General features: G+C 62.2%; 20 protein-coding genes and 4 tRNA genes. 9 read left to right on the top strand and 15 right to left on the bottom strand.

Features of this window, described 5'->3' with window-relative positions:
- Positions 1–52: 52 nt before the first annotated feature.
- The 5 genes from tuf to EIH26_RS04305 form a co-directional block, all read right to left on the bottom strand.
- Entirely contained in the window at positions 53–1,255 is a 1,203-nt protein-coding gene (gene tuf / locus EIH26_RS04325) for an elongation factor Tu (protein WP_124061052.1), read from the bottom strand.
- Positions 1,256–1,348: 93 nt separating this feature from the next.
- Positions 1,349–1,425: transfer RNA gene (locus EIH26_RS04320), tRNA-Met, on the bottom strand.
- 3 nt (positions 1,426–1,428) lie between these two features.
- Positions 1,429–1,504, bottom strand: a tRNA-Thr gene (locus tag EIH26_RS04315).
- Between the two features lie 4 nt (positions 1,505–1,508).
- Positions 1,509–1,593 (bottom strand) — tRNA-Tyr (locus EIH26_RS04310).
- A gap of 240 nt (positions 1,594–1,833) precedes the next feature.
- A complete protein-coding gene (locus EIH26_RS04305) occupies positions 1,834–3,399 on the bottom strand; it encodes a sodium/proline symporter (protein WP_124061051.1) in 1,566 nt (521 codons plus the stop codon).
- Positions 3,400–3,612: 213 nt separating this feature from the next.
- Here EIH26_RS04305 and EIH26_RS04300 point away from each other — a divergent pair, with 213 nt between their 5' ends.
- A complete protein-coding gene (locus tag EIH26_RS04300; RefSeq protein ID WP_124061050.1) occupies positions 3,613–4,902 on the top strand; it encodes an aminotransferase class I/II-fold pyridoxal phosphate-dependent enzyme in 1,290 nt (429 codons plus the stop codon).
- Positions 4,903–5,024: 122 nt separating this feature from the next.
- On the opposite strand, the gene nifJ is transcribed toward EIH26_RS04300, so the two are convergent.
- Together nifJ and EIH26_RS04290 are read right to left on the bottom strand one after the other, a co-directional pair.
- The gene (gene nifJ, locus EIH26_RS04295) at positions 5,025–8,579 is read right to left on the bottom strand and encodes a pyruvate:ferredoxin (flavodoxin) oxidoreductase (protein WP_124061049.1); all 3,555 of its coding nucleotides are present in this window, start codon (positions 8,577–8,579) and stop codon (positions 5,025–5,027) included.
- A gap of 216 nt (positions 8,580–8,795) precedes the next feature.
- Entirely contained in the window at positions 8,796–9,242 is a 447-nt protein-coding gene (locus tag EIH26_RS04290; protein WP_241152755.1) for a very short patch repair endonuclease, read from the bottom strand.
- A 268-nt stretch (positions 9,243–9,510) separates the two neighbouring features.
- On the opposite strand from EIH26_RS04290, the gene EIH26_RS04285 reads away from it, so the two are divergent.
- The 7 genes from EIH26_RS04285 (at position 9,511) to EIH26_RS04255 (ending at position 17,984) form a co-directional block, all read left to right on the top strand.
- Positions 9,511–11,109, top strand: coding sequence for an ABC transporter substrate-binding protein (locus EIH26_RS04285; RefSeq protein WP_241152754.1), 1,599 nt, complete (start codon positions 9,511–9,513; stop codon positions 11,107–11,109).
- A 241-nt stretch (positions 11,110–11,350) separates the two neighbouring features.
- Positions 11,351–12,307, top strand: a complete 957-nt coding sequence (locus EIH26_RS04280) for an ABC transporter permease (protein ID WP_124061048.1) — start codon at positions 11,351–11,353, stop codon at positions 12,305–12,307.
- Positions 12,308–12,309: 2 nt separating this feature from the next.
- Positions 12,310–14,334, top strand: coding sequence for a dipeptide/oligopeptide/nickel ABC transporter permease/ATP-binding protein (locus EIH26_RS04275; protein ID WP_124061047.1), 2,025 nt, complete (start codon positions 12,310–12,312; stop codon positions 14,332–14,334).
- Entirely contained in the window at positions 14,331–15,203 is an 873-nt protein-coding gene (locus EIH26_RS04270; RefSeq protein ID WP_124061046.1) for an ABC transporter ATP-binding protein, read from the top strand. The genes EIH26_RS04275 and EIH26_RS04270 overlap by 4 nt, the downstream gene beginning before the upstream one ends.
- A gap of 98 nt (positions 15,204–15,301) precedes the next feature.
- Positions 15,302–16,246 (top strand): dihydrodipicolinate synthase family protein, encoded by a 945-nt coding sequence (locus EIH26_RS04265; protein ID WP_124061045.1) that lies wholly within the window; start codon positions 15,302–15,304, stop codon positions 16,244–16,246.
- A 63-nt stretch (positions 16,247–16,309) separates the two neighbouring features.
- Entirely contained in the window at positions 16,310–17,296 is a 987-nt protein-coding gene (locus tag EIH26_RS04260; protein ID WP_124061044.1) for an ROK family protein, read from the top strand.
- Positions 17,297–17,300: 4 nt separating this feature from the next.
- The gene (locus EIH26_RS04255) at positions 17,301–17,984 is read left to right on the top strand and encodes an N-acetylmannosamine-6-phosphate 2-epimerase (protein WP_124061043.1); all 684 of its coding nucleotides are present in this window, start codon (positions 17,301–17,303) and stop codon (positions 17,982–17,984) included.
- Between the two features lie 39 nt (positions 17,985–18,023).
- On the opposite strand, the gene nagA is transcribed toward EIH26_RS04255, so the two are convergent.
- From nagA to EIH26_RS04240, 3 genes are read right to left on the bottom strand one after another with little or no spacing between them, the layout of a single operon-like run.
- Entirely contained in the window at positions 18,024–19,157 is a 1,134-nt protein-coding gene (gene nagA / locus EIH26_RS04250; RefSeq protein ID WP_124061042.1) for an N-acetylglucosamine-6-phosphate deacetylase, read from the bottom strand.
- The gene (nagB, locus tag EIH26_RS04245; RefSeq protein ID WP_124061041.1) at positions 19,148–19,876 is read right to left on the bottom strand and encodes a glucosamine-6-phosphate deaminase; all 729 of its coding nucleotides are present in this window, start codon (positions 19,874–19,876) and stop codon (positions 19,148–19,150) included. The genes nagA and nagB overlap by 10 nt, the downstream gene beginning before the upstream one ends.
- Positions 19,877–19,919: 43 nt before the next feature.
- Positions 19,920–20,546, bottom strand: coding sequence for an adenylate kinase (locus EIH26_RS04240; protein ID WP_124061040.1), 627 nt, complete (start codon positions 20,544–20,546; stop codon positions 19,920–19,922).
- A 179-nt stretch (positions 20,547–20,725) separates the two neighbouring features.
- Between EIH26_RS04240 and EIH26_RS04235 the strand changes: the two genes are divergently transcribed.
- A complete protein-coding gene (locus EIH26_RS04235; protein ID WP_124061039.1) occupies positions 20,726–21,616 on the top strand; it encodes a DMT family transporter in 891 nt (296 codons plus the stop codon).
- A gap of 81 nt (positions 21,617–21,697) precedes the next feature.
- Here the strand turns inward: EIH26_RS04235 and EIH26_RS04230 are convergent, their stop codons facing one another.
- The 5 genes from EIH26_RS04230 to EIH26_RS04210 all read right to left on the bottom strand — a co-directional run bounded on the left by EIH26_RS04230 (position 21,698) and on the right by EIH26_RS04210 (position 24,900).
- Entirely contained in the window at positions 21,698–22,204 is a 507-nt protein-coding gene (locus EIH26_RS04230; protein WP_124061038.1) for a tRNA (cytidine(34)-2'-O)-methyltransferase, read from the bottom strand.
- Positions 22,204–24,198, bottom strand: coding sequence for an ATP-binding cassette domain-containing protein (locus EIH26_RS04225; protein WP_124061037.1), 1,995 nt, complete (start codon positions 24,196–24,198; stop codon positions 22,204–22,206). The genes EIH26_RS04230 and EIH26_RS04225 overlap by 1 nt, the downstream gene beginning before the upstream one ends.
- Positions 24,199–24,289: 91 nt before the next feature.
- Positions 24,290–24,364, bottom strand: a tRNA-Asn gene (locus EIH26_RS04220).
- Positions 24,365–24,437: 73 nt separating this feature from the next.
- Positions 24,438–24,719, bottom strand: coding sequence for a DUF3343 domain-containing protein (locus tag EIH26_RS08595; protein ID WP_124061036.1), 282 nt, complete (start codon positions 24,717–24,719; stop codon positions 24,438–24,440).
- Positions 24,694–24,900, bottom strand: a complete 207-nt coding sequence (locus EIH26_RS04210; RefSeq protein ID WP_124061035.1) for a sulfurtransferase TusA family protein — start codon at positions 24,898–24,900, stop codon at positions 24,694–24,696. The genes EIH26_RS08595 and EIH26_RS04210 overlap by 26 nt, the downstream gene beginning before the upstream one ends.
- Positions 24,901–24,990: the final 90 nt, after the last annotated feature.

The raw sequence follows: 24,990 nt of genomic DNA, 5'->3' as shown, positions 1-24,990 counted from the left end.
AACGGAGCCCGCGTTGAAAGCGGGCTCCGAAACAAGCGAGTAGGAACGAGAACTACTTGATGATCTCGGTAACCTGACCAGAGCCAACGGTGCGGCCACCCTCGCGGATAGCGAAGCGGAGACCCTGCTCCATGGCGATCGGGTGGATGAGCTGAGCGGTGATCTCGACGTTGTCGCCGGGCATGACCATCTCGGTGCCCTCAGGCAGGTTCGCAACACCGGTAACGTCGGTGGTACGGAAGTAGAACTGAGGACGATAGCCGGTGAAGAACGGGGTGTGACGGCCGCCCTCCTCCTTGGTAAGGATGTAGACCTGACCCTTGAACTCGGTGTGCGGGGTAACCGAACCGGGCTTGCAGAGAACCTGGCCGCGAACGATGTCCTCGCGCTTGATGCCGCGCATCAGGCAGCCGATGTTGTCGCCGGCCTCGGCCTGGTCGAGCAGCTTGCGGAACATCTCGATGCCGGTGCAAACCGTGCTCTGGGTCTCGCGGATACCGACGATCTCCATGGGATCGTTGAGATGGAGAACACCGCGCTCCACACGACCGGTGGCAACGGTGCCGCGGCCGGTGATGGTCATGGTGTCCTCGACAGCCATCAGGAAGGGCTTGTCGGTGTCGCGCTCGGGGGTCGGGATGTACTCGTCAACAGCGTCGATGAGCTCCCAGATCTTGCCCTGCCACTCGGCGTCGCCCTCGAGGGCCTTCAGCGCGGAGCCGCGGATGATGGGCAGATCGTCGCCGGGGAACTCGTAGCTGGAAAGCAGCTCGCGAGTCTCCATCTCGACGAGGTCGATGAGCTCTTCGTCATCAACCATGTCGCACTTGTTCAGGAAGACGACGATGTAGGGAACGCCGACCTGACGGGCGAGCAGGATGTGCTCGCGGGTCTGAGCCATAGGGCCATCGGTGGCGGCGATAACCAGGATCGCGCCGTCCATCTGAGCGGCACCGGTGATCATGTTCTTGACGTAGTCGGCGTGGCCGGGGCAGTCAACATGAGCATAGTGGCGGGTATCGGACTGATACTCGATGTGAGCGATGGAGATGGTGATGCCGCGCTCACGCTCCTCGGGGGCCTTGTCGATGTCCTCGAAAGCGGTGAAGTCGGCAGTTGCGGTGCCGTGCGATCCGTCGTTGCCGGACAGGGTCTTGGAGATAGCAGCCGTCAGAGTAGTCTTGCCATGGTCAACGTGACCGATGGTACCGATGTTTACATGCGGCTTAGAACGGTCAAACTTCTCTTTTGCCATGAAAATCATCCTCCTAGTTATTTCCATCGCTCTCAGCGATTATTAACCGATATATACAAGAAGCACCCTCGACGAGGATGCTTGATTTAGAAATGGTAGCGGTGACTGGATTCGAACCAGTGACGCCACGGGTATGAACCGTGTGCTCTAACCAACTGAGCTACACCGCCGCATGGAGCCCGCGACCGGACTTGAACCGGTGACCTCTTCGTTACCAACGAAGTGCTCTACCGACTGAGCTACACGGGCAAGATGGTGGGAGCGCAAGGATTCGAACCTTGGTAAGCATAGCTAACGGGTTTACAGCCCGTCCCCTTTAACCACTCGGGCACACTCCCATAAGGACTCGCTCAAATTCATGTGTACTTTTCAAGCTGCCTGCCATGCTTGAGAAGGTGTTTCTCGCGCATGAGCAGATGAATAATACGCTATGGATTTCAGCGTGTCAACAGTTTACACGCTACCGGGCGTGTCTTTTTTAGAACAAAGTTTCCCCTGTTGACATGGATGTTTCGATGCATCCGAAGAAACTCGTTCGCGAAAAGCCCGAAAACTTTCCGAAGCGGCGAGAAAAGACGCTATCTTTCCTCCCCCGCCTGAAGATACGTATCGAACTCGTTTTGAACCTCGGCGGTAGGAGGCTTCGTGAGCAACGAGACCACCACGTTCACCGCCAGGGCGATGATGAACGCGGGAAGCAGCTCGTAGATTCCGAACACTCCGCCAAGCGGCTTGACGAGGTTGTGCCACACGAGGACGGAAACCGTACCGGCCACCATGCCGCTCAGGGCTCCCTGCATGGTCGCGCGACGCCAATAAAGACACGTGAGCGTAAGCGGACCGAACGAAGCGCCCAGACCGGCCCACGCATAGGAAACGACCGCGAAGATGGACGAGTTCTCGTCATAGGCGACCAAGATGCCGAACAGGAACACCACGATCAGCGTGAGACGCGCCACGATGAGGACCTGGCGATCGTTGGCGTCGCGCTTGAAGATGCCGCGGAACATGTTCTCGGCAACCGACGAGCTGGCGATAAGCAAATACGAAGACGACGAGGACATCGATGCCGCGAAGATGCCCGACACCACCACGCCGCAAATGAACGAGGGGAGCATCATCTGGGCGAGAACGATAAAGGCGTTCTCGGCTTCGGCCTGGGTGCCGAAGTACGTGGGGAGGATCACACGCGACACCAAACCGATGACCACCGCGCTGGTCATGGAGATAACGACCCAGGTAGTGGCGATGATACGCGACTTCTTCACCTCCTCGGCATCACGGATGGACATGAAACGCACAAGAACCTGGGGCATACCGAAATAACCCAGACCCCAGGCCATCATCGAAACCATGGTGATGAGGCCGTATTCGGCGGGCTGGGCGAACACCGGGCGCCCGTCGGCGACCAGCTGACGACCCGCTTCATTGAGAGCGGGCACCGCAATCTGCGATCCGCTGAGGAATCCGGGGATGGCCCGCATGAAGGCGACGGTATTGTCGATTCCGCCCGCCCACGCGATGGAGCCGACCACGACCACGGAGAGGGCGAAGAACATGAGCATGCCCTGGACGAAGTCGGTGACCACCACCGAAAGATACCCGCCCACCAGGGTATAGAGGAACACGATGATGGCGCCGAGAATCATCATGGTGGCGTAATCGAGGCCGAACAGCGTGGCGAACAGCTTGCCCACCGTTACGAAACAGCTGCCGACGTACACGCTGAAAAACAACACGATGATGACCGCGGCGACGGTCGATATGATGTTCTTCCGGTCGCCGAAGCGCTTGGAGTAGAAATCGGGCAGCGTGATGGAATCGGTGCGCTCGGAATACAGGCGAAGCCGCTTGGCAACGAACTTCCAGTTCAGATACGTGCCGATCGCAAGCCCCAAACCGGTCCACATCGCATCGGAGGCACCGGTGAAATACGCGACGCCGGGAAGGCCCATGAGCAGCCAGCCCGACATATCGGACGCCTCGGCGGAAAGGGCGGTGAGCCACGGCCCCACCCCTCGCCCGCCGATGAAGTACTCGGAGGCCGAAGAGTTCGACCGCTTCGCATACACGAACCCGATCGTGAGCACCACGATGAAGTACAGAAGCATTGCGAGCAGCACGAAGAAGTCGTTTTCAACCATCGACGCTCAAACTCCCCTCAATAGACGAATGGAACAGGATTATACCGCTAACGCTGTGCTCTTCTGTGGTAAAGCGCCCGTCGGATCCATCGTGCCGCCAACGGAATCGTTGCGCGGGCTTGACTTAATCTTTCCCTTGCGCTTCGCTCGAAACGCTAGAATGTCGGGTTAGCGCGGCAACGGCAAAGCGACGACAAGCGGAAGGATCGTCTTATGTACGCGGATTTGGAAACGGATGCGCTCGAAGCGCTGGCGGCACGGCTCGAAGGTGATTTCAACGCCATGAAGGCGCGCGGGCTCTCGCTGAACATGGCGCGCGGAAAACCCGCTTCCGATCAGCTTGATCTCAGCATGCCCATGCTCTCGTCGGTAACCGATCCGGCATCGTGCACCGCAGATAGCGGCCTGGACTGCCGCAACTACGGAGTGCTGGACGGCCTGCCCGAGGCGAAGCGCCTCATGGCGGTGTTTCTTGACGACACCCCCGAACACGTCGTCGTCGGAGGGACGTCGAGCCTCACCCTTATGTACGACGCCCTGGTACGCTGCTGCCTGTTCGGAACGGACGGGTGCGCTCCCTGGAACTCTCTTGCTCAGGTGAAATGGCTCTGTCCGGTTCCGGGATACGATCGGCATTTCGCCATCACCGAAGCGCTGGGATTCCAGATGATCCCCGTGCCGCTGACCGACGAGGGGCCCGACATGGATCTGGTCGAACACCTCGTGCGCGACGACGACTCCATCAAGGGAATATGGTGCGTGCCCCAGTACGCCAATCCCAGCGGCGCCACCTACGCCGATACCGCGGTGCGTCGTCTGGCGAACATGGAGTGCGCCGCGCCAGACTTCCGAATCATATGGGACAACGCATACGGCGTGCACCATCTGTTCGACGACGTCGAACGACAGGACCACGTGCTCGACATCGCCGCCGCCTGCCGAGAGGCGGGCACCCCCCGGCGCTATCTGAAGTTCGCGTCCACCTCGAAGGTGACATTTCCGGGAGCCGGCCTTGCCGCGCTGGCCGCCTCTCCCGATAACCTCGACGAGATAAGACGGCATATGGGCGTAGCGACGATCGGATACGACAAGCTCAACCAGCTTCGCCACGTACGCTTCCTCGGAGATGCGCGCGGAATCGCCCGGCACATGTCCCGCCACGCCTCCATCCTGCGCCCCAAGTTCCAACTGGTCGCGCGCAAACTGGATGAATCGCTCTTCGATGTGGGAGACTGCCGCTGGAGCAACCCGAAGGGAGGCTATTTCGTATCCTTCGATGCTCCGGAAGGGTGCGCTTCGCGCATCGTGGAGCTTGCGGCCGAGGCGGGCGTAACCATGACCGCAGCAGGCGCAACCTGGCCCTACGGATGCGACCCTCGAAACTCCAACATCAGGATAGCCCCCACCCTGCCCCCTCTGGACGAACTTGACGAGGCGCTGGACGTGTTCGTCTGCTGCGTGAAGCTGGCCTACGCGCAAAAACTGCTGGCAAGCCGAAGCTAGCGCGGCGGTCCTCGGTTCCTCGCGAAGCGGGCGGCTTTTCACGCCGCGCACCAAACGGCGCGAACCGAAAAAAAGCGGCGGCCGCTCGTACGCGGCCGCCGCTTTCATCTTGTGTCTGCCGTCTACTCGGAATACACCGTCTTCAGCTTCTCGAGGTGGGACCAGCGCTCGAGCGCGGCCGCCTCGTTGCGCTCGAACAGATCGGGGGCGCGATCGGGGAACTCGCGAACCAGACGGCTGTAACGCGCCTCGTTCATGAGGAACTCCTGATAGCCACCCGCAGGCGCCTTGCTGTCAAGCACGAACCTCTTGCCCGGCGCACCCTCGGGATTGAAGCGGAACAGGTTCCAGTAACCGCAGTCCACAGCAGCTTTCATCTCGTCGTGGCACTTGGCCATGCCGCCCTTGATGGAGTGCATCTCGCAGGGAGAGTACCCGATGATCAGCGACGGCCCGGGGTAAGCCTCCGCCTCGGCGATGGCCTTGATGGTCTGCGCGGGCTTGGCCCCCATCGCCACCTGGGCGACGTACACGTATCCGTAGCTCATCGCGATCTCGGCGAGACTCTTCTTCTTGATGTCCTTGCCGGCCGCTGCAAACTGCGCAACTTGGCCGATGTTCGATGCCTTGGACGACTGGCCGCCGGTGTTCGAGTACACCTCGGTGTCGAACACGAACACGTTCACGTCCTCGCCAGACGCAAGCACATGGTCGAGGCCGCCGAAGCCGATGTCGTAGGCCCAACCGTCGCCGCCGAAGATCCAGAACGACTTCTTCACCAGGAAATCTTTGTTCGCGAGCACGGATTCGGCCAAACGCTTGGCCTCGCCCTGCGCCGTGGGAGCGAATGCGCGAAGCGCCTCGACATATGCCGCCGAGGCGACCTTGCTCTGTTCGGCGACGTCGCGCGCGTCAAGCCATGCGGTCGCAGCCTCTTTCAGCTGATCCGATACGCCCTCCTGTTCGAGCAGGGCGGCCGACTCCACGGCAACCTTGGTGCGCACCGCATCGTGACCGAGCTTCATGCCCATGCCGAACTCGGCGTTGTCCTCGAACAGCGAGTTGCACCATGCCGGGCCGCGACCGTTCGCATCGGTTGTGTACGGCGACGTAGCAGCCGGATTGCCCCAGATCGACGAGCAGCCCGTGGAGTTCGCAACGAACATGCGGTCGCCGAACATCTGCGTGACCAGGCGAGCGTACGACGTCTGGGCGCATCCCGCACAGGCGCCGGAGAACTCCAGCAGCGGACGCTTGTACTGGCTGTCCTTCACCGTATTGCTGACAAGCTCGGTCTTTTCGGACACCTCGGCCACCAGGTAGTCGAAGATGGGCTGGCGGGCGAGCTGCGTCTCGATGTTCTGCATCACCAGCGAGTCGGTGGGGCAAACGCTTACGCACACCTCGCAGCCCATGCAGTCGCCGGGGGAGATGGCCAACGAGTACTGGTACACGCCCTTGCCCTTGCCGGCCTTGATGGGCAGCATGACCGAGCCCTCCGGAGCAGCGGCGGCCTCCGCATCGGTAAGCGCGAAGGGACGGATGCAGGCATGGGGGCATGCGTACGCGCAGTTGTTGCACTGGATGCACTTGTCGGGCTGCCACTCGGGGATGAAGGCGGCCACGCCGCGCTTCTCGTAGGCCGACGCGCCCAGCTCGAACTGACCGTCGGCATGATCGATAAACACCGAAACGGGCAGGCGGTCGCCCTCCATGCGCCCGATGGGCTCCATGATCTCGCGAACCATCTTGATGGTCTCGGGGCGGCCGGACATGATGGGGCCCTCGACGTCGTCGACGGCATCGGCCCAGGAAGCGGGAACCTCGATGGGCGAAAACGCGGTAGCGCCCGCCTCGATGGCCCTGTGGTTCATCTCGACCACATCGGCGCCCTTCTTGGAATACGACTTGGTAGCCGCATCCTTCATGTGCTGGAGCGCTTCGTTTTGCGGGATGATCCCGGCCAGCGTGAAGAAGGCCGACTGCAGGATGGTATTGGTGCGCTTGCCCATGCCGATCTTTTCGGCCAGGTCAATGGCGTTGATGGTGTAGAGCTTGATGTCGTTGCGCGCGATGTAGCGTTTCGTCTCGGCGTTCAGCACCTCGTCGAGCTCGTCGGCCGTCCAGCGGCAGTTGATCATGAACACGCCGCCGGGCTTCACGTCGTTGACCATGCGGAAGCCCTTAATAATGTAGGACGGGTTGTGGCATGCGACGAAGTCGGCCTTGTTCACGTAATAGCTACTGCGGATGGGCTTATCACCGAAGCGCAGGTGGCTGATGGTGATGCCGCCCGTCTTCTTCGAATCGTACTGGAAGTACGCCTGAACGTACTTATCGGTGGTATCGCCGATGATCTTGATCGAGTTCTTGTTGGCGCCCACCGTTCCGTCGCCGCCCAGACCCCAGAACTTGCACTCGATGGTGCCGGGAGCCGCGGTGTTGGGGGCGTCGGGATTCTCGGGAAGCGACAGGTGCGTCACATCGTCGACGATCCCGATGGTGAATTCCCGAGCGGGAGCGTCCTTGCTCAGCTCGTCGTACACGGCGAACACCGACGACGGGGGCGTGTCCTTCGATCCCAGGCCGTAACGACCTCCCACGGCGACGATGTCGGTACGGCCCTCTTCGTACAGGGCACCCAGCACGTCCAGGTACAAAGGCTCTCCGATGGAGCCGGGCTCTTTAGTGCGATCCATCACCGCGATCTTTTCTACCGTCGCGGGAAGCGCCTCCATGAACCGCTTGGTGACGAAGGGGCGGTACAGGCGCACCTTCACCAGACCCACCTTCTCGCCCTGGGCGTTCAGGTAGTCCACCACTTCCTCGCACACATCGCAGAACGAGCCCATCGCCACGATCACGCGATCGGCGTCGGGTGCGCCGTAGTAGTTGAACAGACGATAATCGGTGCCCAGCTTTTCGTTGACCCTCGCCATATACTCCTCGACGATGGCCGGCAGCTCGTTGTACTGATTGTTGCATGCCTCGCGGTGCTGGAAGAAGATGTCGCCGTTTTCGTGCGAACCGCGCGCGGCGGGATGCTCGGGATTCAGCGCATGGTCCCTGAACGCCCGCACCGCGTCCATATCGACCATGTCGGCGAGATCGGCATAGTCCCACGCAGCGATTTTCTGGACCTCGTGGGACGTACGGAAACCGTCGAAGAAGTTGAGGAAGGGGGTCCGTCCCTTGATGGCGGCGAGATGGGCAACTGCGGAAAGGTCCATGACCTCCTGCACGTTGCCCTCGGCAAGCATGCCGAACCCGGTCTGGCGGCAGGCCATGACGTCGGAATGATCGCCGAAGATGTTGAGCGCATGCGTCGCAACCGTGCGGGCGCTTACATGAAACACGCTGGGAAGGCGCTCGGCGGCGATCTTGTACATGTTGGGAATCATGAGAAGCAGGCCCTGCGATGCGGTGTAGGTGGATGTGATGGCGCCGGCGGTAAGCGAACCGTGCACCGTGCCGGCGGCGCCGGATTCGCTTTCGAGCTCGGCCACGCGCACCGTGGTGCCGAAGATATTCTTGCGACCGTTCGCAGACCACTGGTCGACGTAGTCGGCCATCGGACTTGACGGGGTGATCGGATAAATGCCGGCAACTTCGGTGAATGCGTACGAAACGTGCGCAGCGGCGTTGTTGCCGTCCATTGACATGTACGTTCTCGCCATAAACAACTCCTTTTTGAGTACCCCACGCCCCCGAACGCCACAGCGCAGGCCTCAAACGTCCTGCAGCGGCGCCGTCTGTGCTCGTCGGGGAAAAGCCAGCGGCTTCGGCGGGCCGTACGATTCCCACTCCCCTGCCGAAGCGATGCGAGCTCATGATACCGAGCGCACGGGAAGGGCGATGCCGTACAAGGCGCCTTGTCCCTGTTTGGGGCGCAGCTAGTCGGCAAGCGGCTTACCGAGCTGTTGGGCCAGAACCGGCAGCAGCTCGGCCATCGTATCGTCGATGACCTTCTTCTTCAGCTGGCATTCCCACACCACATGGACGCTCCAGCCGTCCTCTTCGAGCTTTGCGAGGTTGGCTCTGTCGCGCTCGACGTTGCGCTCGAATTTAACCGACCAGTATTCGACGTGGGACTTGGGAACCGAGGGGTTGCAGCGGGGGCAGCGATGCCAGAAGCACCCGTTTACGAACAGCGCCACCTTCTTACCCGGCCAGGCGATGTCGGGCCGCCCCGGCACCTTCCATTGGAGGCGGTAGCCGGTCAGTCCCGCCGCGCGCAGACGTTCGCGAACCACCAGCTCGGGTTTGGTGTTCGCTCGCTTATTGCCCTGCATCGACTTGCGAACGTGCTCGTTTGCCGCCTTGGGAGCGCCTTCACCCACCGCCCGTTCCCCTTTCTTCGCAAGCCCACGGCTCTCCGTTCGCGCGAAGAGCGCCTTGAGCCTCGTCAAAACAACCGCCCGCAACGCGAGGATGGTACCCGGCCCCGCCAAAAGCAAATGCAACCTATTAATAGCACCGCACCAGATCAAAATAATTGTCGGTACAATTTCATCTTTCCTTCACAGTTGGATTGGGAGATAATACGGCTGATAGTGCGCCGCCTATGGCGGCGCCGAAAAAGCTGTCAAAACCAATCAGGAGGCATTAATGCAGATGCAGAAGTCACAGCTGTCGCGCCGCACGTTCATCGCAGGCAGCGCGCTGGCCGCGGTCGCAGCTACGACCGGTCTCAGCCTTACCGGCTGCGGATCTTCCACCAGCGGTTCTTCAAGCTCGAACGGCTCCACCGGAACCGTCGCCGACAAGCTGACCGGTGCGGTTGCCTACACCAGCACCAACGTCAACCCCATCGGCAACAGCTCCGCTTTGATGCTGGCGGCCACCTGGCACGTCTTCGAGGGCCTCTACGACCTCGACCTGCACACGTACAAGACCCATCCCTCGCTGGCCAAGGGCGAGCCCACGAAGGTCTCCGACACCGAGTACGAAGTCACCCTGCGCGACGGCGCCCTGTTCTCCGACGGCAGCAAGGTCACCGCGGCCGACGTGGTGAACTCCTTCGAGAAGAACATGGCCGACGGCACCTACGGCGCCTTCCTCTCCTTCATCGAGTCCGTTTCCGCCAAAGACGATGCGACCGTCGCCTTCAAGCTGAAGTACGCGTTCGGCAGCCTTCTGCAGGCCCGTCTGTCCGTAGTGAAGGTCTTCCCCGCATCGCTTACCGAAGACCAGCTCAAGACCATGCCCATCGGCTCGGGTCCCTGGGCTTACGCCACGGTGAACGGCGACGACGGCGGCACCATGGTGTTCGAGCCCAACAAGCACTACACCGGCGAGTACCCCGCAGGCGCCGCCTCCATGGAGTGGAACGTCCTTCTGGACGAAACCTCCCGCACCACGGCGCTTCAGGAAGCCTCCGTCCAGGTTATGGAGAACGTGCCCGACGCCAACGCCGACCAGCTGACCGCCGCCGGCGCCTCCGTCGAATACGTCCAGGGCTTCAACCAGGCCTTCCTGATGTTCAACACCCTGAAGGCGCCCTTCAACGACAAGCGCGTCCGTCAGGCGTTCTTCTATGCCATCGACGTGGATAAGCTCATCAAGAACCAGATGAACGGCAATGCCACCGCCGTTACCGGCTTCCTGCCCAAGACCCATGCGAACTATCATGAGGCTTCGACGGTCTACACCTACGACCCCGAGAAGGCCAAGGCGCTGCTGGCCGAGGCCGGCGCAACCGGTCTGAGCTTCACCCTGCTCACCAACAACAACTGGGTGAAGGGCCTTGCCGCCCAGATCAAGAACGATCTGGACGCTGCAGGCATCAGCTGCACCATCCAGGAGGAGAAGATCGACTGGAGCAAGCTGGCGGAATCCGACAGCGAGCTGCCCTACGATGTCATGCTCACCCCGGGCGACCCGACCTGCTTCGGAAATGATCCCGACCTGCTTATGACCTGGTGGTACGGCGACAACGTATGGACGCGCGGCCGTTCTTGCTGGAAGAAGCAGGAAGGCAGCCGCTGGGCCGAGCTTCAGGGCCTCATGCAGCAGGCGCGCGAAGCCTCCGAAGGCGCTCAGCAGTCCCTGTGGAACCAGTGCTTCGACATCATCGCCGACGAGGCGCCGCTGTATCCGCTGTTCCACCGCAAGCTCGCGACCGGCTACCAGCCCAAGATGATCGAGGGCTTCGAGCCCATCGCCACCACCGGCCTGGTGTTCCTGGGCGCAAAGGTGCGCAAGTAAGCATCTTCTTGCACGCAGCCGTTCGAAGGGGCTCGCAGCAACTAGCTGCGGGCCCCTTCTCGTAATAGTGAATAGCTTGTCGGAATCGTCTTCAGGGCGTCATCCAGGGCGCTTTCATATAGAATGGCTTCTGGCTTGATCCGCCGCTTGTTTTGTCGTGCCAAAAAACGGTCGAGCGGCGCATTCGAGCCGATGTAGCAAAAGGGGCGCATGCGCTCCTGTCTTGGAAAGGGGGGAACCGGTGAACAACCTATTGCGTCTCATAGGCAGGCGCTTGATCGCTTTGCCCATTATGATAATAGGCGTCACTATCCTCGTATTCTTCCTCATGTCGCTTTCCCCTATCGACCAGGCCTATTCGGTTCTGGGTGAGGGCGCATCGGAAGCGCAGGTTCAGCAATACCGCGCCGAGCACGGGCTGAACGATCCCGTCGTCGTTCAGTACGGCAGCTTCATGACCGGTCTCGTTCACGGAGACCTGGGCACATACGGCGCCAACAACGCCTCGGTTGCCGAGCGGATCTCGCAGGCTTTGCCCATCACCATGCAGCTCACGTTCGCGGGCCTCGTCATCGCGGTCGTCATCGCGGTCGTTCTCGGCGTCATCTCGGCCCTATACCGGGATAAGTGGCCCGATCACGCCATCCGCGTCTTCTCGGTCGCCTGCATCGCCACGCCGTCGTTTTGGTTGGCCGTCCTGCTTATCCTGCTGTTCTCGGTGAACCTCGGCATGTTCCCGGCATCGGGCCCCCTTCCCGCATTCGCCGATAACCCCGCGGGCTGGATCACGCGCATGTCGCTTCCCTCCTTCGCTCTGGGCGTTCCCCTGGCCGGCCAGCTGACGCGCGTCATCCGCACGTCTATGGTCGAAGAGCTTGACAAGGACTACGTCCGCACCGCACTGGGGGCGGGGATCCCCAAAAACGTGGTCATCGCCCGCAACGTTTTGCGCAACGCCCTTATCACCCCCGTCACCGTTCTGGGTATGCGCATCGGCTACCTCATCGGAGGAGCAGTGGTCATCGAGGTCATCTTCAACCTTCCCGGTATGGGCATGGCGATCGTGTCCGGCATCCAGTCCAACTACGTCATGCTGGTGCAGGGCGTCGTCTTGGTGGTCGCCATCACGTTCATCATCATCAACATCATCGTTGACATGCTCTACATCCTGATCGACCCCCGAATTAGGACGGTGTAAGCATGGCCTTGCGTGAAAACCTCACTCAGAAATTCGAACAGAACCCGGGGGCCTTCCGCCTGCGCCGGTGGAAGGCCATGTCGATCGGATCCCGCATCTCCCTCGTCGTGCTGGCAGCGGTCGTGATCGTGGCGCTTCTGGCCCAGGCGCTCGCGCCGTTCGATCCCCTGGTCATCTTCGACGCGCGCCTCGCGCCCGATTCCAGCTACCTTTTCGGAACCGACGACAAGGGCCGCGACGTGCTGTCCCGCATGATGTACGGCGCCCGCTACTCGCTGACCATCGGATTGGGCGCGACGCTGTTCGCCTTCGTCTGCGGATCGATCATCGGCGCCGTGGCAGCCGTCAGCCGCAAGTGGATCTCCGAAGTGATCATGCGCGTCCTCGATGTGATCATGTCCTTCCCCGGCATCGCGCTGGCCGCGACCTTCGTCATCGTGTTCGGCACCAGCGTGCCCTCGCTCATCTTCGCCATCGGTTTCCTCTACATCCCGCAGATCGCCCGCATCGTGCGCGCGAACGTGATGAGCGAGTACAACCAGGACTACGTCCGCGCCGTCGTCGTGTCCGGCGCCCGAGCGCCCCACATCCTCGTCAAGCACGTCGTGAGGAACTGCATCGCGCCCATCGTGGTGTTCACCATCGTGCTCGTAGCCGACGCCATCGTGTTCGAAGCCTCGCTGTCCTTCATCAGCGCCGGTATTCCCGAACCAACTCCCACCTGGGGTAATATTCTTGCAGACGCCCGTGGCGGCGTCCTTTCGGGCCGCTGGTGGCAGGCACTGTTCCCGGGCCTGGCCATCATGATCACGGTTCTGTGCCTGAACATCCTGTCCGAGGGCATCACCGACGCCATGGCGGCCGCGCCCAAAGCTCCCGTCAAGGCTTCCGACGACAACCTCGTCGCCAATCGCGAAGCCGACAAGCTGGTCTCCGATCCGCGCCTCGCCTACGCCGCCCAGGCCGAATCTCTTGAGCAGCGCCTCTCGCAGCTGCGTGCGATCGAAAAGAAGCGCTCCGACCGCTTCCCGGCTCGCACCGACGTACCCCCCGTACTGGAAGTCAAAGACCTTTGCATCCGCTTCCCGCGCCACGGAAACGTGAACGTGGTCGACCACGTGAGTTTCGTAGTCCGTCCACGCCAGACCATGGGCCTTGTGGGCGAGTCCGGCTGCGGCAAATCCATTACCTCGCTCACCATCATGGGGCTGCTCGATCCGCGTGCCGAGGTAACCGGCGAGATCATCTACAACGGCCAGAACCTGGTGGGCCTCGACAACAAGCACTACAACCAGCTGCGCGGACGCGAGATCGCCATGATCTACCAGGACGCCCTGTCTTCGCTGAACCCCTCGATGCTCATCCGCGCCCAGATGAAGCAGCTCACCAGCCGTGGCGGCACCCGCAGCGCCGAGGAACTGCTCGAGCTGGTGGGCCTCGACCCGAAGCGCACGCTGGACTCGTACCCCCACGAGCTTTCAGGCGGCCAGCGCCAGCGCGTTCTGATCGCCATGGCCCTCACGCGCGACCCAAAGATCATCATCGCCGACGAGCCCACCACCGCGCTTGACGTGACGGTGCAAAAGCAGGTTATCGACCTTCTCAACAAGCTTCAGAAGGAACTGGGATTCGCCATGGTGTTTGTCAGCCACGACCTTGCGCTGGTGGCCGAAGTGGCGAACTCCATCACGGTCATGTACGCCGGCCAGGTTGTCGAGCAGGGCCCGGTAAGCGACATCCTGTGCCACCCCGTGCACGAGTACACCCGCGGCCTTTTGGGATCGGTGCTGTCCATCGAGGCCGGCGGAGATCGTCTGCATCAGGTACCGGGCTCGGTTCCCTCGCCCAAGGACTTCCCCGAAGGCGATCGCTTCACACCGCGCTCGAGCCATCCCGACAAGGTCTCCCCCATCCGCCCCATGATCAAACAGGTTGCGGGAACCGATCACTACTATGCCGAGCTTCCCGACAGCGAGCTTGCCCGTCTGGGAATCGAACCGTACATCGAAGGAGGTGCGAACCGATGAGCCGAACCGCCGACGCTCAGGCGTCCGAAACCGCTCGACCCGCGAAAGACGGGACCGACGAGACACCCATCATCTTTCTGGACGACATCTCCGTCGTATTCAAGACGCGCACCGGATCGCTTCTGAACCCCAACCGCGTCACGGCCGTCAACCATCTCACCCTCAAGCTGCATCGCGGAGAGACGCTGGGCATCGTGGGCGAGTCCGGCTGCGGCAAGTCCACCACCGCCAACGTTATGTGCGGCCTGCAAACTCCGACCAGCGGACTTGTGTTCTTCAAGGGCGAGGACGTCACGAAGCGCTCCGCCGAACAGCGCCGCCACATCGGCCGCGTGATCTCGGTCGTGTTCCAAGACCCCGCCACCGCCCTGAACGCGCGCATGTCCGTAGCCGATCAGCTGCTCGACCCCATGCGCGTCCATAAGGTGGGAACACCCCAGGAGCAAGCGGCGCGCGTGCGCGAACTCATCGGCATGGTGGGCCTGCCCTCCTCCGTCCTCGACGCGCTGCCCGGGCAGCTCTCGGGCGGCCAGCGCCAGCGCGTCGCCATCGCGCGCGCCCTATCGCTTTCGCCCGATGCGATCATCGCCGACGAACCCACCAGCGCCCTCGACGTATCGGTGCGCGCCCAGATCTTGAACCTGCTGATGGACCTCAAGCGCGAGCTGAAGCTTTCCATGGTGTTCATCAGCCACGATATCCAGACGGTACGCTATATCTCCGACCAGATCGTGGTCATGAACAAGGGACGGGCCGTCGAGCGCGGCAAGGCCTCCGAGGTGTTCGACAATCCGAAAGACGACTACACCAAGCTGCTGTTGGGCGCCGCGCCGTCGCTGCTTCATCCCGATCCATCGCTTCTAAGCTAATTCGCTGAACAAGCACGCGCCCGCGCGCTTTTCCCTCGGTCCCGTTGTATGCTGTTGGCGCAACGGGACCGTATTCATAGAAAGAGGAGCAAACCCTTATGTCCGATGCGCAATTCAAAGGCGTCATTCCCCCGGTGGTCATCCCGCTTGACGGGAACCGCCAGATCGATCTGGTGTCATTCGAGCGCACCATCAACCGCATGATCGAGGCGGGCGTCGACGGCCTGTTTTTCCTCGGTTCCAGCGGCGAGGTGGCCTTCCTCACCGATGCGCAGCGCTATCACGTGCTGCAGGAAGCCGTCGCCATCGTGGGCGGCCGCGTGCCCGTTCTTGCCGGCATCATCGACATGGAAACGCTGCGCGTCATCGACCAGGCGAAACGCGCCGAAGGTTTCGGTGTAGACGGCTTGGTGGCCACCGCTCCGTTCTACGCGCTGGGCGGCCCGCGCGAGGTCGAACGCCATTTCCGCGTCATCCGCGAAAATAGCAACCTGCCCTTGTTCGCCTACGACCTGCCCGTATGCGTTCATACCAAGCTCGATCCCACCATGCTGGTCAAGCTGGGCACCGAAGGCGTGCTGCAGGGCGTCAAGGACTCCTCGGGAGACGACGTGGCATTCCGCTGGCTGTGCCTGCAGAACAAGGACGCAGGCCACCCCTTGCAGCTGTTCACCGGCCACGAAGTGGTTGTTGACGGCGCGTACCTCAGCGGCGCCGACGGATCGGTCCCCGGTCTGGCCAACCTCGACCCCGCCAGCTACGTCGAGCAGTGGCGCGCCTACCAGGCAGGCGACTGGGAGCGCGTCCGTCAGATCCAAGATCACCTGGCCCACCTCATGTACATCGTTCGCAACGTCGACGCGACGGTCGGGTTCGGCGCCGGCGTGGGTGCGTTCAAGACAGCGCTGTGGCAGATGGGCGTGTTCAACACGAATCAGATGCGCGAACCCGTTCAGCCGCTTGTCGGCAAGGACGTCGAAACCATTGTGTCCGTCCTCAAGAGCAACGGTCTCATGGATCCGGAAGCCCCCGTCCGCGCCTAGATTCCCCGAAGGCCGGGTGCAGGCTCGCCGCCCGCACCCGGCCTTTTCTTCGATAGGAGGCCCATGCCCTCACCCACCCAGCCGCCATCGCACCCGTTCAGCGTGGTTGCACTTGACGTAGGCGGAACGAAAATCGCAGGCGCCCTGGTAACGTATCCTCGAAAGGGCGCCCACCCCGACGTGTCGCACCTTGCATCCGTTCCCACCGATGCGGCTCGCGGCGGCGCAGCCGTGCTCGACGATATGGTGGAGGTGGCGCACGGCCTTATCGCGCAGGCAACCCATCCCGTCATCGGCATCGGAGCCGACACGGCGGGGGTCGTCGATCCCGAAACGGGCTCGATCGCGTATGCCAACCAGATCATGCCCGGCTGGACGGGGCGCCCCGTCGCACGTCGTCTTACAGACGAGCTCGACCTGCCCGCCTCCAATATGGGCGATGTGCACGCCCATGCGCTGGGGGAGGCCCGCTGGGGAGCGGCGGTCGGGCTTCACAGCTGCCTTATGGTGGGCATCGGCACCGGTTTGGGAGGCGCCTTCATCCTGGACGGCAAGGTTGTGCGCGGCTTTCGAGGGGCGGCCGGACATATCGGACACACCCTTCACCACCTTGCAAACGATCTTCCCTGTGCCTGCGGAGGGTCCTCCCATGCCGAAACGGTAACTTCGGGCACCGCTCTGTGCGCTCGCTACCAGGGCAGGCGGTTCGGCGACGAACTGGATCCCTCCTGTATGGGAGCCGAGATCGCACGTCGAGCGGAAACCGGGGACCAGCGGGCCATCGAGGCCATCGAGTTCGCCGGCAACGCGCTTGGCCAGGCTGTCGGATCGTGGTGCAATATCCTCGACCCCGAGGCCGTGGTGCTGTCCGGATCGGTGGTGAACGCGGGACCGCGTTGGCGCTACGCCCTTGAACAGGGTTTCCAGAGCCAAGCTCTCACCCCCTTGTCCGATACGCGCATCATCGAAGGCGCGCTGGGTTCCCGTGCGCCCCTCATCGGGGCCGCCGAGAACCTGCTCGACTCGATCGCCTCAACCGCAAAGGAGTAACGTTATGACTTCACCGCTCGTAGAGAACCTGAAAGGCGGGCTGATCGTCAGCTGCCAGGCCTATGTGGGAGAGCCGCTGCGCCATCCCGAGACCATGGCCCAGATGGCCCGCGCAGCCGAGCTGGGCGGTGCCAAAGCTATCCGCTGCCAGGGGCTTTCCGACATCGCAGCCATCAAAGGACGTGTCGAAGTGCCGGTGATCGGCCTGTGGAAAGAGGGACATGAAGGCGTCTACATCACCCCCACCCTGCGCCACGCCGTCGCCTGCGTGAATGCCGGAGCCGACATCGTCGCCATCGATGCGACCGATCGACCCCGCCCCGACGGGCGCACCTTCGCGCAAACCGTGCAGGACCTGCGCGCGCAGTGCGAAACCCTCATCATGGCCGACTGCGCCACCATCGAGGACATCCGCGGCGCCGTCGCCGTTGGGTGCGACCTGGTTTCCACCACGCTTTCCCACGGGGTGGCAGCCATCGACTGCACGGCCGCCGATGGCCCCGACCTCGATCTCTTGCGTCAAGCATGCGAGGAGTTCCCGGGGTATCCCGTCGTATGCGAGGGGCGCGTGCACACGCCCCACGATGCCGCCTGCGCTCTTGAGGCGGGCGCCTGGGCCGTCGTGGTGGGCACCGCGATAACGCACCCGACGTCCATCACGTCGTGGTTCGCAGATGCGCTGAATTAACCGGGAAAGCCCGCCTCGCCTGAAGGAACTGGAATGCGATTAAATGGCCCGACCGCGCACGATGACGCGTTCGAGGTTCACTTCGTCGTCGAGCACCACGAGATCGGCGACATAACCCGGCCTGATGAAACCGCGTTCCCCATCGATGCCCAGCGCGCGTGCCGGGTTCTCGGACGCCGCGCGCACGGCGCTTTCCAGGGGGATGCCCATGTCGCGCACGGCAACGCGGAAGCATCCCATCTGATCGGTCACGCTACCCGCCAACGTACCGTTTTCAAGGCGCGCCTTGTTGCCTTCGACGTGGACCTTCTGCCCACCCAGCGTGTATTCGCCGTCATCGAGGCCCGCGGCTTCCATCGTGTCCGAGATGATCATCATGCGCCGGTCGCCGAACAGCTTGAACATCGCGCGCACCATTGCAGGGTGGATATGAACCCCGTCAGTGATGATCTCGACCATCACATGATCGCAATCGGCTGCGGCGGCGATAGGACCCGGGTCGCGGTGATGCAGGGGCGCCATGGCGTTGCACAGGTGCGTGACATGGTTCGCGCCCGCCCGAAACGCTTCAAGCGCCTGATCGTAGTCTGCGCAAGTGTGAGCCACCGACACGCGCACCTCGTCGGCCACCTCGCGCGTGAACGCAAGCGCACCCGCCTCTTCGGGAGCGATGTCCACGATCTTGATAAGCCCGCCCGAGCGCTCCTGCAAACGACGAAAGAATCCGCTGTCGCACTTCACCACGTAGGCGGGGTTCTGCGCACCTATCTTTCCGTGGGATATGAACGGCCCCTCCATGTTGATGCCCACCAGCTGGGCTTCGCCATCCCCGGAAGCAAACGAACGGGCAGCGTCCATCACCCGACCCAGAATCTCTTCGGGAAACGTCATGGTGGTCGGGCAGATCGACGTCACGCCGCGCGAAGCCTCGTACGCGGCGATCGCGTGAGTGGCCTCGTCGACCCCTTCGCAGAAGTCCCTTCCCACACAGCCATGGAAATGCACGTCGATCAGGCCGGGAACAACGGTGCATCCCGTCGCGTCAACGTCGTTCGCTCCTACCGTCGATAGGCCGACGCGCGGCTCGAGCGCCTGAATGCGGTCGCCCTCGACCACGATATCGGCTTCGACGAACCGACCTTCGGAGAAAACACGGCCGTTGACTACACGCATAGGGCCCCGGCTTCCTCGTCGACGACAACCGTGACGTTGGGATGCAGCTGCAGCACCGAAGCGGGAACCTGAGGCGTCACGGGACCGAAGAAAGCATCGTAGACGATCTGCGCCTTGTCGGAGCCGCTTGCCACCACCAGGATCTCCGCAGCGTGCATGATGGTTCCCACGCCCATGGTGTAGGCCTCGCGCGGCACCTCGTCGATATGGTCGAACAGGCGGCTGTTCGCCTCGATGGTGCGCTGATGAAGTTTCACGAGGTGCGTGTTCACGGGAAACTGGTCGCTGGGCTCGTTGAAGCCGATGTGCCCGTTATGACCTAGGCCCAGAAGCTGCAGATCGATGCCGCCCGCCTCGAGGATGCTGTGCTCGTAATCCCAGCAGGCTGCTTCGGCATCGGTGTTCGCCCCATCGGGCACATGCGTGGCGGCGGGATCGATATCCACCAGATCGAACAGATGCTTCTGCATGAAGTAGCGGTAGCTCTGCCCGTGGTCGCCCGAAAGACCGCGGTACTCGTCCAAATTGTACGTGGAAACCTCCCTGAAGCTGATCTCGCCCGCGTTGCAGTCGTTCACCAGCTGGGCGTACAGGCCGATCGGGGTCGAACCGGTGGCCAGACCCAGCACGCAGCGAGGATCCTCCTTGATGCGCGACGCGATCACGTCGGCAGCGGCACGGCTCATGGCCGCGTAATCATCGGTGATGACGATGTTCAAAACATCAGCTCCTTATCGGGGGCTACGGGCTACAGACTACGGGTTACAGACCGAGCGCCTTCTTGACGTCGGCGTACACCACATCGACGTCGCGATCGCCGTCGATGGAGACCAGCAGATCGCATCCGCGGTAGTAGTCGATCAGCGGAGCCGTGGACTTCTCGTACACATCGAGGCGATTGCGCACCGTGGTCTCGTTGTCGTCGTCGCGCTGGTACATCTCTCCCGAGCACTTCGGACACACCGCATCGGCGGCCGAGCCGATATGACCGCAATCGCGGCACATGCGACGCGAGGTGAGACGGCCGATGATGACCTCGAAGTCGACGTCCACCAACAGCGCGGCGTCAAGCGGACGCTCGAGCTTGCCCAGCTCGGCATCGAGTGCGACCGCCTGGGCGGATGTGCGCGGGAAACCGTCGAGGATGAAGCCGCGCGCAGTATCGGGCTCCTGCAAACGCTCGGTCACCAAGCCGATGATGACCTCGTCGGGCACCAGGTCGCCGGCATCCATGTACGACTTGGCCTTCTTGCCCAGCGGAGTACCGGCCTTAACGGCGGCGCGCAGCATGTCGCCCGTCGAGATGTGCGGCGTCCCGAACTCTTCAACCAGCTTGGCAGCCTGAGTTCCCTTGCCCGCACCCGGAGCACCCAACAAGACAATGTTCATAGCAGCCCGTCCTTTCGTCGAACAATCGGTGTCCTCATTGTATCAAACGACAGCGCAAGCGCCCGGAATCCAGGGGTCGCCGCCGCGCGAAAACCCCTCGTTCCTTCGCAAACGGTTGACTTTGGCCGTACGGCGCGTCAGCATAGCGATCAAGTGCGATTTTGACGAAGGAGGCCGCCATGCGTTACTACGCCATGATCATCACCGCAACCATAATCTGGGGCAGCACCTTCGTTCTCGTCAAAGACGTTACCGAGGTGATGGGGCCCGCCTGGCTGGTGGGCACCCGCTTCGCCCTCGCCGCCGTTATCCTGGCCCTGTTCTTCTTCAAGGAGCGCAGCATCTACCTCGACAAGCGCAACGCGCTGTACGGTTGCGTATGCGGATTCGTGCTATTCGCCGCATACTACGTGCAAACCGTCGGAATCACCGACACCACACCGGGGAAAAACGCGTTCCTCACCGCGACCTACTGCGTGATCGTCCCGTTTTCGGCCTGGCTGCTGATGCGGCGCCGACCCACGCGCTTCTCGATCGCCGGCGCCGCGATCGCGCTCACCGGGATCGGCCTCATCAGCCTGAGCGGAGATTTCACCGTCAGGTTCGGCGATGCGCTGTCTTTGGGCTGCGCGTTTTTCTTCGCCCTGCACATCACCCTGATCTCGATGCTCACATCCGAGAAGAACGCGCTCGCGATCACCATCTGGCAGTTCGCCGTCGTGGGAGCATGCGGGCTAACCGTTGCGGGACTCACCGAACCTATCCCCGACCTTGCGCGGTTCGATGTCGGCGACGTGCTGGCAGTGGGATACCTCACGGTATTCGCAACCGCGCTTGCCCTGCTCATGCAGAATACCGCACAACCCCATATGACGCCCGCCACCGCTTCTTTGATCCTCACATTCGAATCGGTGTTCGGAGCCTCGTTCAGCATCCTTCTGGGCGCCGAAGAGCTGACGTTGCGCCTATTCGTAGGGTTCGCCCTGGTGTTCTCGAGCGTACTGGTGGCAGAAGTTCTGCCCGCCTGGCTGGACAAAAGACGGCGGCTGGCAGCGCAAGCGGCATCGTGACCACAGGTCGCCTTTCGGACTTGATGCCGCGCATCGCCGATCCGCTGCGGTCGCACGGCGCGGCATCCCCGCAACGTGCCCCTATGCCAAGCCGGGGAAACCCTGCCGGAGCAATGCCTGATACACCGCGATGGCAACCGCGTTGGACAGGTTGAGGCTGCGCTGCTCGGCGCGCATCGGTATGCGCACGCACCCATCGGCGAAACGCTCGAGCAGCGATGCGTCCAAGCCCCGGCTCTCCCGTCCGAACAAAAGGAAATCCCCCGCCTCGTACCGTACCTCGGTGTGAAACCGCCGGGACCTGCCCGTGAACAGATGGAGTCGATCGGCTCCATGCGCCTCTAGAAACGCCTCGATGCACGGCCACTTCACAATGTCCGCATCGTCCCAGTAATCGCATCCCGCGCGCTGAAGGTTTTTCTGCGAGAGGTTGAAGCCCATAGGTTCGACCAGGTGAAGCTGCGCACCCGTGCAGGCGCAGGTGCGCACGACGTTGCCGGCGTTTTGCGGTATCTCGGGCTCGACCAGAACGACGTTGACGCGCCCGGGCGATACCGCCTCCGGCTGCGCAGCTCCTATCAGACCCATCACAGACCTTCCTGTTGGCGAGCTACTTCTTGCTCCACTTCCTCGTTCAGCTCGAACCACTCCTCCTCGGCGGCGGCGATGCGGGACTTGAGCTTCGCATGCTCGGCCACGACGTCGGAGGTGGCATCCTCGTTCACGTAGAACGACGGATCGGCCAGCATCGAAAGCAGCTCGCCCATGCGCGCGTTGTCCCGTTCGAGCTGCTTATCCAGCTGGGCAATGCGCTTTCGCTGCATCTTGGAAGCGGCGTAGGCGCGGTTGCGGGCTTCGGCTTCGCGGCGCTTCTGCTCTTTGGTCTTATAGCCGGCAGGCGCGCTGACAGCCGATTCCCGCTTGGCCGCCGGTTGCCGCGCCGACCCGGACAAAGCCGAGGGCGCCGCCGACGCAGGTCCCTCGATCTGCCCGGTTTTCTCGAGGTAGTAGTCGTAATCGCCCGCATAATCGGTGATCCTGCCATCGACCACCTCCACGATGCGGTTCGCCACGCCGCGAATGAGGTGCCTGTCATGCGTGATCAGCAGGATCGTTCCCTCGAAATGCCGCAGCGCCTGCTCCAGCACATCGGCGCTGGAAATATCGAGATGGTTGGTGGGTTCGTCCAGACACAGCAGAGGGCGCGGGGCTACCAGCATCTTGGCCAAGGCGAGGCGACCCTTCTCGCCGCCCGACAGCACGCCCACCTTCTTGTCGACATCGTCTCCGTGAAACAGGAACGCCCCCAGAAGCGAGCGCACCTGCGAGATGGTCCAACCGGGCGCCGCCCGATCGAGCTCTTCGAACACGGTGTTTCCCGGATGAAGCTGATCGAGTTGGTGCTGGGCGTAATAGGTTTTGGACACCTTCGTGCCGTACGAAACGACGCCCGCATCGGGCGCGAGCTGCCCGGCCACCATTTTCAAAAGCGTCGATTTTCCCGCGCCGTTCGGCCCGACCAGCGCGATCTTATCGCCGCGGTACATCTTGAAATCGACGCCGTCGTATACCGTATGGCTGCCGTAGCGCTTCGTCAGCCCCCGCGCGATCACCACCTCGTCGCCTGTGCGCTCGGGCTGCTTGAAGTTGAAATGGACGGTTTTGCGCTCTTCGGGAACGACGACCAGGTCCTCTTTCAGCTTTTCGGCCTTGCGCGCGCGATCCTGGGCCTGCTTGGCCTTCGTCGCCTTGTAGCGGAACTTCTCGACGAACGCTTCGAGCCGCGCGATCTCCTCGAGCTGCTGTTTACGCTCCACCTTCAATCGCTCGATGCGCTCGTCGCGCGCCTTCAGGTACGACGAGTAGTTTCCCTTGTACAGGCCGACCGTCCCGTTCTCGATCTCGGCCACACGATCGACCATGTTGTCCATGAAGTCGCGATCGTGGCTGACCACCACGATGCTGCCGGAGTACCCGCGCAGAAAGCCCTCGAGCCACTTAACGCTTTCCAGATCCAGATGGTTGGTGGGCTCGTCGAGCAGCAGCACCTCGGGATTTCTCACCAGCAGCTTCGCAAGCGCGATGCGCATCTGCCAGCCGCCCGAGAACTCGCTGGTCGATCGTGCGAGATCTCCCTCCTTGAACCCCAGGCCGAACATGACAGCGCGCACCTTCGACTCGATGGTGTAGCCGCCCAGGTTCTCGTATGCGTCACGCGCGCGACCAGCCGCAGCCAGCTGCTGCTCGGTGGGGTTCTCGCCCAGCTGGGCTTCGAGCGCATGCAGACGGCGTTCGGCCTCCACGATTTCCACCTGGGACGACATAACCTCTTCGAATATGGAGCGATCCTCCATCTCGATGGCCTCTTGCTCCAGATAGCCCAGGTGGGCTCCCTTGGCCAGAACCACACGACCCGCATCGGCGTCCTCCTGCCCAGAAATGATGCGCAGAAGCGTGGTCTTGCCCGCGCCGTTGGCGCCCACAAGCGCCAGACGGTCGTACTCCTCAAGGCGGAAATTGACGCCCTCGAACAGCGTGCGGCCGCCGAACGACTTGGCGATCTGCTCTAACTGCATTATCACGATGGACCGGCCCTTCGTTGCGCCCGCAATCGCCGAAGTCGATGCGGGATAAACAAAACGAGCCAGGGATATTCCCTGGCTCACTGATTCATGGCTCCCCGGGTAGGATTCGAACCTACAACCCTTCGGTTAACAGCCGAATGCTCTGCCGTTGAGCTACCGAGGAATAGGCGCTCTCTTAGAACGCAAGAGAGAATTATAGCGGAATGGCCGCTTTGCGCAAGTGCTTTTTCAAAAAGCTACGGGTTTCGCAGGTGAACCGCCTCGTGTTCGATCGCCTGCCGATCGAGGAAGGCTAGGAAGCGATCGAGTTCGCCCTCGTCGGTGCGCCATGCATACCCGCACCCCGCCGAGATGTCGCGGGGAATCGATACCAGCCTACCGGCGATACCGTGCCGCTTGCACACATCGCCGCACTTCATAGCCTCGGTGTTCGTATGGAACGTGACGATGGCGATTCTCGATGCGCTCTCGGAGCCTCTCGCTTGACCGCTCCTATTTGATGAGGACAATCCAGCCATCGCCTGTATCGCTTACGGTAACGTCGCGGCCCTCGATCTTCGCCGCGCGGGCGATGTTGTCGCGCGCCGACGCGCTGTCGACGGAAACGGAAACCTCTTCGGAAGGCGCGTCCTTCATCGCCTTTTTCGCCATGAGCATCGGTTCGGGGCACGACAGGCCCCGCGCATCCAATTCGATCATCGAAATCCTCCTCGCTCGATATCGTTTCGTTTTCAGGCCCGCATTGTCGAAGGCATCTTCAAAGACGGGCGAAAAGCAACCGGCGGACGC

This window comes from Gordonibacter sp. Marseille-P4307, assembly GCF_900604965.1.
Classification (GTDB): Bacteria; Actinomycetota; Coriobacteriia; order Coriobacteriales; family Eggerthellaceae; genus Berryella.
Note: the sequence above shows the minus strand (reverse complement) of the source record. Positions and strands in the feature narration are given on the sequence as shown.

What these genes read in the sequence shown, in the direction of transcription:
- tuf (WP_124061052.1), bottom strand. Translation starts at nt 1,255, where the DNA reads ATGGCAAAAGAGAAGTTTGACCGTTCTAAGCCGCATGTAAACATCGGT.
- EIH26_RS04305 (WP_124061051.1), bottom strand. Translation starts at nt 3,399, where the DNA reads ATGGTTGAAAACGACTTCTTCGTGCTGCTCGCAATGCTTCTGTACTTC.
- EIH26_RS04300 (WP_124061050.1), top strand. Translation starts at nt 3,613, where the DNA reads ATGTACGCGGATTTGGAAACGGATGCGCTCGAAGCGCTGGCGGCACGG.
- nifJ (WP_124061049.1), bottom strand. Translation starts at nt 8,579, where the DNA reads ATGGCGAGAACGTACATGTCAATGGACGGCAACAACGCCGCTGCGCAC.
- EIH26_RS04285 (WP_241152754.1), top strand. Translation starts at nt 9,511, where the DNA reads ATGCAGATGCAGAAGTCACAGCTGTCGCGCCGCACGTTCATCGCAGGC.
- EIH26_RS04275 (WP_124061047.1), top strand. Translation starts at nt 12,310, where the DNA reads ATGGCCTTGCGTGAAAACCTCACTCAGAAATTCGAACAGAACCCGGGG.
- EIH26_RS04270 (WP_124061046.1), top strand. Translation starts at nt 14,331, where the DNA reads ATGAGCCGAACCGCCGACGCTCAGGCGTCCGAAACCGCTCGACCCGCG.
- EIH26_RS04265 (WP_124061045.1), top strand. Translation starts at nt 15,302, where the DNA reads ATGTCCGATGCGCAATTCAAAGGCGTCATTCCCCCGGTGGTCATCCCG.
- EIH26_RS04260 (WP_124061044.1), top strand. Translation starts at nt 16,310, where the DNA reads ATGCCCTCACCCACCCAGCCGCCATCGCACCCGTTCAGCGTGGTTGCA.
- EIH26_RS04255 (WP_124061043.1), top strand. Translation starts at nt 17,301, where the DNA reads ATGACTTCACCGCTCGTAGAGAACCTGAAAGGCGGGCTGATCGTCAGC.
- nagA (WP_124061042.1), bottom strand. Translation starts at nt 19,157, where the DNA reads ATGCGTGTAGTCAACGGCCGTGTTTTCTCCGAAGGTCGGTTCGTCGAA.
- EIH26_RS04240 (WP_124061040.1), bottom strand. Translation starts at nt 20,546, where the DNA reads ATGAACATTGTCTTGTTGGGTGCTCCGGGTGCGGGCAAGGGAACTCAG.
- EIH26_RS04235 (WP_124061039.1), top strand. Translation starts at nt 20,726, where the DNA reads ATGCGTTACTACGCCATGATCATCACCGCAACCATAATCTGGGGCAGC.
- EIH26_RS04230 (WP_124061038.1), bottom strand. Translation starts at nt 22,204, where the DNA reads ATGGGTCTGATAGGAGCTGCGCAGCCGGAGGCGGTATCGCCCGGGCGC.
- EIH26_RS08595 (WP_124061036.1), bottom strand. Translation starts at nt 24,719, where the DNA reads ATGGCTGGATTGTCCTCATCAAATAGGAGCGGTCAAGCGAGAGGCTCC.
- EIH26_RS04210 (WP_124061035.1), bottom strand. Translation starts at nt 24,900, where the DNA reads ATGATCGAATTGGATGCGCGGGGCCTGTCGTGCCCCGAACCGATGCTC.